This window comes from Ktedonospora formicarum, assembly GCF_016587355.1.
GTDB lineage: Bacteria > Chloroflexota > Ktedonobacteria > Ktedonobacterales > Ktedonobacteraceae > Ktedonobacter > Ktedonobacter formicarum.
This window is the reverse complement of record NZ_BNJF01000001.1, coordinates 837,839-850,303: the sequence shown is the minus strand read 5'-3', so window position 1 is coordinate 850,303 and position 12,465 is coordinate 837,839. Positions and strand designations below refer to the sequence as shown.

The following is a 12,465-nucleotide window of genomic DNA, read 5'->3' as shown; positions in this document are numbered from 1 at the left end:
CGACAATTTCATTATACAGAGGGTGTTACAATCAATTTGCCAAAGTTCTCACGTCTCTCCATACGCTGTTGCGCGTGCCCAATCTGCTTCAGAGTATAGGTGCTATCGACAACTGGGATAAACTGGCGTCGCGCGACAAGTTTGAGGAGATCAGCGAGATCCTGACGTGTTCCACCATAAGAGCCAATAAGGGTCTGTTCCTTGGCGAAGAGGTTCCAGAGATTGATTTTACTCTCATTTCCGCTTGTCGCGCCACAGGTGACCAGACGTCCTTTGCGTGCCAGGCATGCAACACTCTTCTCCCAGGTATCGGGTCCAACGTGTTCCACGACAACATTAACGCCGCGTTTTCCAGTCAGGTGGCGGACCTCTTGTAGGAAGTCTTGCTCACGATAGTTGATAACCTCGTCTGCCCCCAATTCGAGAGCCTTGGCTCTCTTTTCCTCATTGCTTACTGTGGTGATGACACGCGCTCCCGCTAGCTTTGCGATCTGGATAGCTGCGCTTCCTACACCGCTTCCTCCTGCCTGTACCAGCACATCCTGACCTGGCTGCAATGGTGCCTTGCGAGTAAGCATATGCCAGGCGGTAATCGCTGACAGCCCAACGGCTGCGGCGGAAACGGCATCGACGTTGTCTGGTCGAGGCACAATACTCGAAGCTGGGACGCTTATATATTCAGCATAGCCACCCTGGCTTCCCAAGCCAACAATATCTCCTTTCAGGCAGATAACCTCCTCGCCCGAGCGACAAAACTCGCATTGTCCGCAGAAAAGATAAGGAGCAACGACTACAGCCTGTCCAACTTTGAGCCCGCCTACAGCCTGACCTAGCGCCACGATCTCGCCTGCGACCTCTGAGCCTGAGATATGGGGCATGGGAGCGACTTTGGTTCGCCCGGTGCGTGAGTAAACATCGAGACGATTGACACCACATGCCTGCACCTTCACAAGAACATCGCCGGGACCCGGCGTCGGTTGTGCTATATCCTCGACGCGCAAGACCTGTATGTCACCATGCTCATGAAAAACGGTTGCCTTCATAACCTCTCCTTTGAAGTCGCCTACTTATGACGAAAACTCTGCTTTTTATTGTTCTCTCTCCATTTTATCACCCTGTGCATCTAAAGACCTCTCCATTCATATTTGGAGATGTGAAGAGAGGCATTATTGTTCGGGTGAGATATCATGACACCTTGACGTTGGTGGAACATCACGCTATCATCCATAGCAGAACAAATTATCTTGCCATTCATCTGCCTGAGCGCAGCCGCCTGAGAGGCTCAGATCTTGCACTACACAAATTTAGCGTGATGTGGAATCATGTGGCGGCGAAGCTAGCCGCCGCACAGGCGGCGTTGGCAAATGTTTTTATGGCTTGTTGTTGAAGGTATACTAAATAAAATCATGATGAACAAACTACGCGGTCGCAACCTTAAGCACCCTGGCTGCCTGATTGGTGTTACAACTGGGCTCATTGTTGGGATCATCCTGGCGGGTGTCCTGGCGGCGGTCTTTAATGTCAATATCACTTTTATCCTCTGGTTCTGGTTAATTCTTACCCTGGTCCTGGGCGTGATCGGGTGGATTATTGGTGATCGTATGTCGAGTCGTTTCCCCGCCTTGCCGGAAGAGGAGAGTGAAGCTGAAACGTCAGCCAATTCAGAATCATCACAGGCGTAACCAGCGACCTTCTTAAAGCGTGGGGAAACTATGCCAGAGGGCTAGCACTTTGCGAGAAAGTATGGTATAGTTGCTTTTACTGGATAGCGCTGATCACCTCTAAATCATATCTACTATCCATCGAAAAATCAGGAGCAGCGTGGCTCTAAAGCGATGATGCGCGAACTCGTGGATGCAGTATCGCCGTGGCTGCTCGTTGAGCTGCCCTCCATCAGATACGAGATCCCCCGGTGTGCTGTAAACAAACCTCTCAACTACTGTAACTACACCTGATCAGCACAGGATAGGAGGATACCCTCATGATGAGTAATGAGTTTCGCCGACCAGTTTCCGTTGATTTTGCCCCTCGCGGTAGCTCATGTGAATGGTGTGGCAAGCCTGCCGAGCGTCAATTGACCGCTATTGGAGGGACCTATCATAACGAGGGCGGTCTCTTCTGCCGAGCCTGCGGCGAAAAGTTCTCCCAGGCTGTTATTAATTCCCTCAATGCTGCGATGACTACAACCACACCTGGCTTTGAATTGTACTAGCACCACCACTGCATCTGTAGGTAGTCATTTCGTTGTTCGCGTATCACACTTACGTCACTCTAGGGATTGAGTGGCGTCTGTCTATTGGGAATAATGAGAACAAGTATAGAAACGCGGTCAGGGAAACACATGTCCTGACCGCGTTCTCTTTCATAGAATGCTGTTTAAGCGTAGCGTTGGATGTATTGTTCTACGTCGAAGGGGTTGCCCCGTTCGGCAAGCTTCTGAGCAGCCTGATCCATAGTATCACGTTCCTCACGGAAGAAGACCCCGGTAAATTGCTTTTCCGTATTGAGTGCCAACATCATCGCCTGATTCCGGTCCTGAATGTTGTGCTCGGGTGAAATGGGTGTGACGGCGGCATCCCAGGCATCAAAGGTATGATAAAAAGTTGGGCAAGGGCTCAGGGCATGAATGAAGGCGAAGCCCTTATGCTGGATTCCCTGCTCAATCAATGCTGCCAGGTCCTTTGGTTTTGCTGAGTAGCCACGTGCCACGAAGCTAACATTCAAGGAAAGGGCTGTCGCAATGGGGTTAAATTGTGACGCCATCAAACCATAGGGGGTCGATTTAGTCACATGTCCATGAGGTGACGTTGGTGAGGTCTGGCCCTTGGTCAGGCCGTAGATCTCGTTATCCATAACAACAACTGTGATATCAATGTTGCGTAATGCTGCGTGTACCAGGTGACCCGCGCCGATACTGAAGAAGTCTCCATCGCCACCAACCGCCACAACTGTTAGATCTGGGCGGGACATCTTTAAGCCCTGGGCGACAGGAAGTGCACGACCATGAACACTATGAAAGCCAAAGGTTCTCATAAAGTGAGGGAAGCGGCTTGAGCAGCCGATACCCGATACCACAACTGTCTCGTCTGGAGCAAGCTTCATCCCAGCCAGGCCGCGTAGCGTTGCATTTAATACGCCGAAGTCACCACAACCGGGACACCATGTAGGTTTGACGTCACTTTTATAGTCTTTAGGTGTAGGATTAATAATTGTCTGCGTCATGGATTTAACCGACCTCCTCAATGGCGCGGAGAATCTCGCCCGCAGTGAATGGAATGCCGCCGAATTTATTGACACGGATCGCTTGCAATCCATATTTCGCGCCAAGCAGGTTTGCTAACTGCCCAGAGTAATTACACTCTGGCACAATTACCTTCTCTACAGAGTTAAGGAACGCTTGAATGGTGTGATCGGGAAGGGGAGACAAAATTTTCAGATGGAGCGAAGCCACCTTCAATCCCTTCTCACGTCCACGGTCAACCGCTTCCTGAATAGCTCCTTCGGTGGAGCCCCAGCCAATAACGCCTATCGCTGCCTCGGCGTCACCGTAGCGCACAGGCTGTGGTAACTCCTCGGCAGCAGTGTAGAGCTTGCGGAAGCGTTTCTCCATCATGGCGACATGGTCTTCTGGCTCGTAGTCAGGATGCCCATATTCGTCGTGTTCAAGACCTGTCGCGACGTAAGGTTTTGCGCCAGGTCCGGGGGCTGTCATAGGAGAGATGCCACTGGCTGTATAGGCGTAGCGTGAGTAACTGTGTGTCATGCCAGAGGCTACAGCTACCTTGTCTTCGCTACTGCCAAGGCTGTCCTCCTGCTTCAAGGGTAGGCGTTCAACGATCTCGCCTTGCTTGAAGATATGACGATCAACGCTCTCCACGCGTGCGGTAAGCGATTGATCTGTCAAAAACAGAACCGGCATCTGGTAGCGTTCGGCCATATTAAATGCCAGTTGAATCAGCTCGAAGCAATCGGCAACGTTGGCGGGAGCTACAACCATACGGGGTGTATCTCCATGCCCCGCGTGCAGCGCAAAGCTCAGATCAGATTGCTCCATCTTGGTTGGCATGCCTGTACTAGGACCGGCTCGCTGCGCGTCTATGATGACAGCGGGCAACTCCGCCATGGATGAAAGCCCAATCAGTTCAGTCATCAGAGAGAAGCCGGGACCAGAAGTCGCGGTCATAGCACGCTTACCGCCGAAAGAGGCACCTAGCACCGCTGCCAGGGCTGCCATCTCGTCTTCAGCTTGCATGAATGTGCCACCGACATTGGGTAGCTCTTTTGCCAGCGCTTCCATAATATCGCTGGCAGGGGTAATAGGATAGCCCGCGAAGAAACTACATTGTGCCGCGAGCGCGCCCGCCACGACTGCCTGGTTTCCATTAAGTACCACACGATCAGCCTTTGTAACGGGACCGAGAACATAAGGATCTTGTTTAGGTGATTTCTCTAAAACATAATTGGATGCGATTTCCAGGGCCAGCATATTTTTTTCCATTAAGGTCGCATTGGCCTTACGGGATTTAGAGAGCTTAGACTGGACGACCTGAGTAATTGCCTCAAGAGGCGGCCCAAACAGACCGGATATCGCTCCTAACATGACCATATTTTTGGTTTGGAAAAGCTGGACTTCTTTACGCGCAATCTCATTAAATGGTATAGCATAAGTAATAAAGTCGCCAGTTTCAGGAGTGAAATCGGACGGGTCGTAAATCAGTACGCCTCCATGTCGTAGATCGCTAACATTGCGATCGAACGCCTCCTTGTTTAGGCAGATGAGCACGTCCGCGTAGTCGCCCATAGATTGAATGGGCTGGTCGCTGATGCGAACCTGAAACATACACGGGCCTCCCAGGATTTCAGCGGGGAAGGTCCTGAATGTATGGACGTGGTATCCCCAACGCGCAGCAGCTAGCGCGAGAATATCACCCCCAGAAATGGTACCTTCGCCCGACTCTCCGCCTATTCGGATGGTAACTTCGTTCTTCACTGATTTCTCCTCAGTAGTGAAACGTTGAACCGCACCGGAAAGCAGGTAGCGCGGCATTGATAGGTAAGGTGTCTTGTCTTTTCGGCAATTCGTACAGCAAAAGATAAATAGAGGAGGGCTTTCGCCTGATGGGGGAGAGTGGCCACACGAGGCGGTTTGTGTTGCGCTATGACACATCCCGTAAGAAAAGGTACTGTTGCTTCCAATCAACTCTCAAGCAGCAGCAGTGAAACAGAAAAGCCCACTAACCTCTAGTATATGTTCCCTGTCTGCTCTTGCACATCCTCGACAATTCACTTTTTTGATCCTAAGCTTTATTGTTGAAAACACACTTATGATCTGCTGGTATTATAGCACACTGACTCATGGGTAGCTATGTCAAAAAAAGCCCATCTCATTGTTTAAATAGCCTTTCTGAGCGTTTTCAAGTGCATCAGCTCTGCTGCCAAGGGCGTTATAAGGTCACCCTAACATCACTCGGGTGGCATTCATTTTTTTAGGCTTACTTCATTGCTTAACTCTGCTTTTGATGCGCATCCAATATCTCCTATGCTTATTGACCTATGCGGTTTTTACTGCATACAATATATTTATATTCGTATTTTATAGTGATTGAATGTATTGAGCCCCGAGGGGTGGGAATAGAGACAGGTGACAAAACATCAAGATCTTCTAAATCAGCAATATGGGGATTATCGCTTAATTCGCTGGATTGGTGGAGGAAGATATGGGGACGTTTACCTGGGACAGCATGTTCAGCATCAAACGCAGGCTGCGGTCAAGGTCTTTAATGTATATCTTACCCAGGCGCAAGATCGGCAACGTTTTCTAAGTGAGGTCCATTCACGCCAATTGGAGCATCCTCATATTGCAGCGTTGTTGGATGCAGGAGTGGGGGAAAGCAGCCTTCCGTTTCTGGTTATGGAATATGCCGCACGTGGGAGTTTCCGCAAGCGCCATACCAGGGGCTTGCAGGTGCCTCTTTTGGATATTCTCAAGCATCTTGTCCCCATCGCTTCCGCTCTCCAGTACGCTCACGATCTGCAACTGGTACATGGCAATCTTCGACCAGAGAACTTGCTGCTGAATAACAATGGCATGGTTCTGCTGAGTGACTTTTCAATCCCTAGTATTGGAAGCAAATTTAATTCTGACAGTACGTTGAGTGATCTGGAACGTGTGATTCCGTATACCGCGCCTGAGCAGTCTCTAGGTGAGCCTGGCTTTGCCAGCGATCAGTATGCGCTTGCGGTGATTATTTATGAGTTGCTCTGCGGGAGGTGCCCATTTCCGGGGATGGTAACAGTACCTGCAACCCAGGAAGAGCTAATACCCCCTTCCTTACGTGAACAGGTTCCAGACCTCTCTCTCGAGGTGGAGCAAGTGATCTTGCGGGCACTCGCAAGTGACCCTGATCAGCGTTTTAGGGGTGTACAAGAGTTTGCGACCGCTTTAAAGGCGGTCAGCTATCCTGAGCAAACTCCAACGGCTCCTATGCCAACTATCGCGCTTATGACAAAGATCTTTCCTGATGAGGAAGAACTAGCTACCTTAAGTGCGAGCCGAGAGATATTTCCCCTACCAGCAGACGATATTTTTAAGATTCCGGAACAAGAAATACCAGAACCAACGGATATATTTCCTGTGGAGGAAGAGGCAGCTCGTCCTATCTATGCGCTGGTGCCGTCTCAGGCTGCACCCCCTGCTCTTACAACTCTTTCGCAAACATCCATTATGGTGCAGGCCCCACGGGGTCAGCGAAAGCAATTCCTCGCTATTGGAACTGTTGCTTTAGTGCTTTTGATTATTGCCTCAAGTATGTTCTTTGTGCGCTCTGTCCAGCGTGTCAAGGTTTCCGTTATACCCACTGCCGTCCAGCAGGGGCAGCCAGAGGATAAACCAACTTCGATTGCCAGGATACATTCTAGGAGTGACTCATCCTCGGTCAAAACCGCTACACCAACAGCTAAACCTACTACGCGACCAGTAATGCAACCTACACCAACCTCGCCTCCGCGCCCAACCCCTGTTCCCACCCAAAAGCCGAAGCCGACCCCCACTCCCAAGCCTGTGTGCCCACCTCAGGTTCAAAACGGGAGTACAGGTAGCTGGGTCAAGGTCTTGCAGCAAGAGCTGAATGCTCGCGGGATGAAAGATCAGGACGGGAAAGTGCTCGACGTTGATGGGGAATTTGGCTCAAGGACCGAGTATGCTGTGAAACGCTGGCAGACACTTCAGCATATAGAGGTTGATGGTCAGGTCGGGCCGATTACCTGGCATACTCTCGGGAACTGTTAATAAGAGCCAAAGGAGCTTTGCATTAAAGAGAGGTGTGAAATGGCATTTGGTGGGAGGTAAACAAGTGGGCCCAGCTGGGATCGAACCAGCGACCAATCCGTTATGAGCGGACTGCTCTAACCGCTGAGCTATGGGCCCAAACACCAGAGGATTATAACACATCTCACGCGTCTTGAAAAGGGGCAAACAGGCAAAAATCGAGCCTTGTGAAGGTCTTACGAAAAAAAGAAGCGCGGCGCGGCGCTTCTTTTTTTCGTAAGACCTTCACAGCTGAAGACCAATAGTGGTTCGGTGCGTTTGCATTGGCTGATAGCGGCCCCCATGGATTGGCGGTTGCGAGTATGATATGTATTCTCTATTCTCTATGTAGTGATATATTGCTGTGGTTGGTATAGAGAATGGATACTTTTATGCTTCAGATACCCTGGCGCACATTTTTATCGTGGAGATATGTGCTCCGCTTGCTCTGTGTATGCGTGGGCCTGGCGCTGTATGCGCTTGGAATTGTATTAACCTTTCGCTCTGGTTTGGGGCTCGATCCCTGGGATGTACTCCATCAGGGTATTAGTCGCCATACTCCGCTCTCCTTTGGTACTGCCAATATCGCCATTGGGGCGCTCCTGATTGTGCTATGCCTGTTCTTTAGAGTCTACCCTGGTGTTGGTACGGTCTTAAATATGCTTCTTATTGGAAGTCTGGTCGATCTCTTTCTACGCTTGAATGTAGTTCCAGACCTTGGGGACGCGGGCCTGTTCTGGCGCTTGCTTGTAAATGTCGCTGGAGTAGGGGTGATCGGGTTGGGAACCGCTTTTTATATTACTCCTCGGATGGGGGCTGGTCCTCGCGATAGTTTGATGTTGTATTTGCATCAGCGCACGAAGCTTCGCTTGGCTATTGTACGTGTTTCTATAGAAGTGTGTGTACTGGTGATAGGTTTCCTGCTGGGAGGGACTGTCGGCTTTGGCACCTTAATCTTTGCTGGTGGGATTGGACCAGCAGTCGAGGGCAGTTTCTATGTGCTGAGAAAGATCGGCGAACTCGTTCGCGCTCCTCAAGTGCAACCTCAACAAGAACGAGCTGAATCAGGGGAGGCAATGTCCCAACTAATAAGCAAAAAATAGGACATGTGACCCATCCCTCCTGTGATGGCAGGATGTATGCTACTATCTGGAATATTCAAGCAGCATTTTTCACGCAGAGCATGATGGCCTGTTTATGATTCCTGACCTGAGCTTGTAACATACATTCATTGGGTATCATTTTGAGGGGGGTAAGCTTCTTATGGTACGAAGCCTTTATCGTTTTTACCTTTATAGCGTTTGTAGCGCATTGCTTATATTCGCACTCACCGCTTTTGGTACGCTGATCTCAACTCTTGCTTCTTTTACTCCGCTTCGTGGGCAATATAGCAGCGCTCCGGGGCAGGCTCAACTGGTGCAATCGATCAGTTTTGCCTGTATTGCGTTTCTGATTAGTGGCGTATTGGGTGGCTTGCATTATTGGCTTCTCCGTCGCGATATGAAGCAAGATGAGCAGGCATATAATAGTCCAATCCGTGCATTCTTCCTGCATACCTTGCAAGGAATTGGAGTCGTTATTGGTGTTCCTCTGTTGGGCACGACCTTTGCCATACTTGGAACATCAGCCTCCCCTAATGTGTCGAGTCTGCTAGCAAGCGCGCTCTCATTCTTATTATTAGCTGTACTTGTGGCTTTAGAGAGCCGTCGTACAAAGGAACTTTCAGGGGTAGCTCTGGTATTCCAGCGCATTCACTTCTTTGGTACGCAAGTGGTGTTGCTTCTGACGATGATCGTGTTCTTCTTTTTGCTACGATATGTCAGAAGGTTGATTGACCTATGGTTTTTTGGCGGTTTGACTCAGAATACCTATTGCTATCAGTGTTCTGTTGGTAATTCGATCTGGCTTGCAATTGCCCTGGTCTGGGTGGCTGGTGCCTGGATCTGGTATGGTTGGATGACCTATCAGGATCGTTCGTTAGCGACGCGCCTCATCTTTCATGGTTTGGGGCTTGCATTTGGGGCTGCGGCCTTTCTTGATGGCATATGGTTGGTGCTCACCTGGCTCTTTAGGATGCTTTCTGGTGAGCAAATAGGTGTCGAGCATATTATAGGTTCCTCTGGTGATCTGGATTTTTTCTCTTCGTTGATCCTGGGCTGTATAGTGCTTGCCGTGTATCTCTGGCTCCTGCGTGGCACGGTGCGACAGCAATTACTACAAGCTCGCCAGCTTGGATTGACCGTTGTGGCTATTGTGGGTGGTATTGCAGCGGCCTTTTTCTGGGTAGGAGCAGGCAGATTATTATATGATGGTCTGCAAACATGGTTCCCGATTACGACGAGACCAGATAGAATTGAATGGCTTACATCGCTAGCGCTGGCTGTTACTGGTGTCGGGTACATAGCTCTCGATTGGTTTTTGCGCCGCCAATATAGGTCGAACGGAGAGTTGGCTTTGGGACCACGCCGGGGCTTTGTCCTGGTGCTTTTGGGGGCAGGCGTCATCACAGGGGCTATTGGCCTGGCGATGGCGTTGTATGTTGGTATTACCGCGTCTCTTGGGTCGGCTGCCAATAATTGGCAGCAAATGGTCCAAGGTGGATTGGCGACACTCATAATCGGGCTGGTGTTAGTGGGCATTTACCTGCTACCAGCTTTACGTGAGCACCTCTTCAAGGGTCGTGAGCATTCGGCCAAAGCTGAAGTTCCACGTATTGAAGTGGGGGCGGAAAATAAAGGTGCGCATGAGGAGCCAGTTGCCGAGGAGCAGGTATCACTTCAACTGACGACTGTGGAGGAGATACTTGATGCGTTACTGGAGTTAAAGATCACACGTGGAGAGGCTGCCTCCCGTCTACACGCGCTTATGGATGCCCCGAAAAGCGAGTGATATCCTTCACACCGAAATGGGCTTGAAACAGATTTAAATTAAGAAGCGATGTCTGCTTAGACGTGAGCGTGCTGGCGTTGTACTGCCTGGTAAGCTACCGAGGTGGATTTCGCTTCTTCTTCGTGCAAGCAGTGAGAGCAATAAGCTGAGAGAACAGAGCTATGGAGCCGACGCTTCTTGCATGCGTGGCGACCACATAGGGTATGTCCACATTTAATACAGGTTTGGGTATTCCACCAACCTAGTGATGCGCTACAAAGCGCGCAAGTCTTTTCATGATGTAGCTGCTTCATGCCTTCAGGCTCCTCTTGCACTATTGCTTTCTGATTGTGGCTGGCCCTATCAACGGGTCATATCATAATCGTTTTTGGGGAAGGATTCCCGAGTTCCACAATAAGATATTAGCATAGCCTAATACAGGCGTCAAGGGTAGCGGTCCAGGAAATTGAGGAGCATCTCAAATGCTACCCACCTGTTGAGGGGTTGTGTATTGCACCCTTTACGATGAATATCAAAGAGCATTTTTGCAAGTCCAGGGATTGTGAACGATTGTGGAATTGTAATGCTGAACGAGAAGAGAATGTGAACGATTGTGGAATTGGGATGCCGAGTCAGGAGAGTGTGAGAGGCATGCGAATGTGAACGGTCCTGTAATCGAAATGTTGCGTCGAGGGAAAGTGGAGAGGTGACGTGAATGTGAATAGTTCTGGAAACGGATTGTGGGGCTGAATATACGAGTGTGTGGCACTAAGGTCTTATGCGAAAACCAACGCGCTGCCGTGCCCCCGTATGGGGGTCGCGACTAGCGCTGACGCACTCAGGTTTTCGGATAAGGAGTAAGGTAAGAGAATGTGAACGGTCGCGGATTTGAGATATAGGGTCAAGTAAAAGTGAGAGAATGTGAACGGTCCTGGATTTGAGATGCTCAGAATTCTGGCTTGGAGAGATTGAGTGTAGTGAGTCTGACACAGGCTCAGCGCTTCAGCCTGTACTTATAGATAGTATACCCCTGATGAGTGGGGAGGCTTAGAAGGACGCGGCTAGCGGGAGGTCTGGAGTCATATGCTGAAAATGCTCTTGAGTGAGCATCTCGCGTGCCACTTCCAGAAAGGCACGGGTTGTGGGTGAGAGCCATTTCTCCTTATGCCAGAGCATCTGGTGGAGAATTTGAAAGTCATGTCCTTCCCACTGCAAAGCGGCAAGTTGACCTTGAGCTAGCTCTGCCTCTACCGTCAGGCGTGGAAGGAAGGTAATGCCCATGCCCGACATCGTGCATTGCTTAATTGCTTCAACGCTGGTGAATTCCAGATCGGTAACAGCGTCGATGCCCGCTATACGCAACTCACGTTCAAAGACATTGCGATACATGCAACCCTTTTCTGTGAGTAAGAACTGCTCGCCCTGGATATCCTGGGACTGGATATGTTCTATGGCTGCCAGGGGATGCCGGGGGGCTGCGAGCATCAGGAGCGTTTCATAGCCCAGGGATTCAACCTCAAAAGCCGTCGAACGAACTGGCTCATCGAGCACAAAGGCGACATCCACTTCTCCCTCACTGAGGCTTTTGAGCTGATCTTGAGTGGGGCGGAAGACCAAACGTGAATGAGGGAAGCGAGCGTGAAACTGCTGGATTACGCTGGGTAGGCGATATGTACAGAGCGACTCGGGCGCGCTGATGCATATGGAACCCGAGAGGTTCTCATCCTCCATGAGCGTATGGCGTGCCTCATCTACCAGGCCCAAAATCTTCTCAGCGTAATGGAGAAGCTTTCTTCCAGCTTCGGTTAAGATAACGCGTTTGCCTAGTCGATCAAAGAGCTTTACCCCAAGTTCTTCCTCAAGCCCCTGAATTTGCGTGGTCACACTCGACTGAACATAGTTGAGAGTCTGGGCCGTGCGGCTAAAGCTCAAGGTATGAGCTAGCATACGGAAGGTGGTCAATTGGCGTATATCCATATACATCCTCTTCACTCGGGAAAACCTAGGCGGCTGGCGCTACTATGCTCAGGTTTTCTGGCAGGCTGTTATCGATTTTTTCGATGGAAACGATCAAATTCGTTTCATTGACTTGATAATAACATTATATTAAACTTAAAGCAAGAGAAAATTATTAGATCCGCACATATGCGGGAAAGGTCAGAAAACAAATGGAAGCCATGCTTATTCTACTAGTGTTTGTTGTTCTCAGTATTGCAGCGTTACGCTGGGGAATCAATAGCCGTGAGACGTTAGAGAGTCTTGAGTGGAAGCGGTGCGCATCCTACTGGCAC

9 protein-coding genes and 1 tRNA gene are annotated in these 12,465 nt (G+C 50.1%); 5 read left to right on the top strand and 5 right to left on the bottom strand.

Translation table 11 applies throughout. The features are described from left to right. Positions 1–11: 11 nt before the first annotated feature. Positions 12–1,043 carry a zinc-binding dehydrogenase gene (locus K3T82_RS03755; RefSeq protein WP_220192156.1) on the bottom strand — a complete coding sequence of 344 codons (1,032 nt, stop codon included), beginning with the start codon at positions 1,041–1,043 and terminating at the stop codon, positions 12–14. Positions 1,044–1,406: 363 nt separating this feature from the next. Between K3T82_RS03755 and K3T82_RS03750 the strand changes: the two genes are divergently transcribed. Further along, positions 1,407–1,682: a hypothetical protein gene (locus tag K3T82_RS03750; protein ID WP_220192155.1), complete on the top strand. Its 276-nt coding sequence runs from the start codon at positions 1,407–1,409 to the stop codon at positions 1,680–1,682. 299 nt (positions 1,683–1,981) lie between these two features. Beyond that, the gene (locus K3T82_RS03745; protein ID WP_220192154.1) at positions 1,982–2,212 is read left to right on the top strand and encodes a hypothetical protein; all 231 of its coding nucleotides are present in this window, start codon (positions 1,982–1,984) and stop codon (positions 2,210–2,212) included. 164 nt (positions 2,213–2,376) lie between these two features. On the opposite strand, the gene K3T82_RS03740 is transcribed toward K3T82_RS03745, so the two are convergent. Beyond that, positions 2,377–3,222 (bottom strand): 2-oxoacid:ferredoxin oxidoreductase subunit beta, encoded by an 846-nt coding sequence (locus K3T82_RS03740; RefSeq protein WP_220192153.1) that lies wholly within the window; start codon positions 3,220–3,222, stop codon positions 2,377–2,379. Between the two features lie 4 nt (positions 3,223–3,226). Continuing rightward, positions 3,227–4,990, bottom strand: a complete 1,764-nt coding sequence (locus K3T82_RS03735; protein ID WP_220192152.1) for a 2-oxoacid:acceptor oxidoreductase subunit alpha — start codon at positions 4,988–4,990, stop codon at positions 3,227–3,229. Positions 4,991–5,641: 651 nt separating this feature from the next. On the opposite strand from K3T82_RS03735, the gene K3T82_RS03730 reads away from it, so the two are divergent. After that, positions 5,642–7,288 (top strand): serine/threonine-protein kinase, encoded by a 1,647-nt coding sequence (locus tag K3T82_RS03730; protein ID WP_220192151.1) that lies wholly within the window; start codon positions 5,642–5,644, stop codon positions 7,286–7,288. A gap of 65 nt (positions 7,289–7,353) precedes the next feature. Here the strand turns inward: K3T82_RS03730 and K3T82_RS03725 are convergent. Next, positions 7,354–7,426, bottom strand: a tRNA-Ile gene (locus K3T82_RS03725). 272 nt (positions 7,427–7,698) lie between these two features. Between K3T82_RS03725 and K3T82_RS03720 the strand changes: the two genes are divergently transcribed. Together K3T82_RS03720 and K3T82_RS03715 are read left to right on the top strand one after the other, a co-directional pair. Further along, entirely contained in the window at positions 7,699–8,409 is a 711-nt protein-coding gene (locus tag K3T82_RS03720) for a YczE/YyaS/YitT family protein (protein ID WP_220192150.1), read from the top strand. A 160-nt stretch (positions 8,410–8,569) separates the two neighbouring features. Further along, positions 8,570–10,195 carry a hypothetical protein gene (locus tag K3T82_RS03715; protein WP_220192149.1) on the top strand — a complete coding sequence of 542 codons (1,626 nt, stop codon included), beginning with the start codon at positions 8,570–8,572 and terminating at the stop codon, positions 10,193–10,195. A 1,026-nt stretch (positions 10,196–11,221) separates the two neighbouring features. Here K3T82_RS03715 and K3T82_RS03710 read toward each other — a convergent pair. Then, complete coding sequence (locus tag K3T82_RS03710) at positions 11,222–12,151, bottom strand: LysR family transcriptional regulator (RefSeq protein WP_220192148.1); 930 nt, start codon at positions 12,149–12,151, stop codon at positions 11,222–11,224. Positions 12,152–12,465: the final 314 nt, after the last annotated feature.

Coding starts and splice junctions, on each gene's coding strand:
- K3T82_RS03755 (WP_220192156.1), bottom strand. CDS start 1,043: ATGAAGGCAACCGTTTTTCATGAGCATGGTGACATACAGGTCTTGCGC.
- K3T82_RS03750 (WP_220192155.1), top strand. CDS start 1,407: ATGATGAACAAACTACGCGGTCGCAACCTTAAGCACCCTGGCTGCCTG.
- K3T82_RS03745 (WP_220192154.1), top strand. CDS start 1,982: ATGATGAGTAATGAGTTTCGCCGACCAGTTTCCGTTGATTTTGCCCCT.
- K3T82_RS03740 (WP_220192153.1), bottom strand. CDS start 3,222: ATGACGCAGACAATTATTAATCCTACACCTAAAGACTATAAAAGTGAC.
- K3T82_RS03720 (WP_220192150.1), top strand. CDS start 7,699: ATGCTTCAGATACCCTGGCGCACATTTTTATCGTGGAGATATGTGCTC.
- K3T82_RS03715 (WP_220192149.1), top strand. CDS start 8,570: ATGGTACGAAGCCTTTATCGTTTTTACCTTTATAGCGTTTGTAGCGCA.
- K3T82_RS03710 (WP_220192148.1), bottom strand. CDS start 12,151: ATGGATATACGCCAATTGACCACCTTCCGTATGCTAGCTCATACCTTG.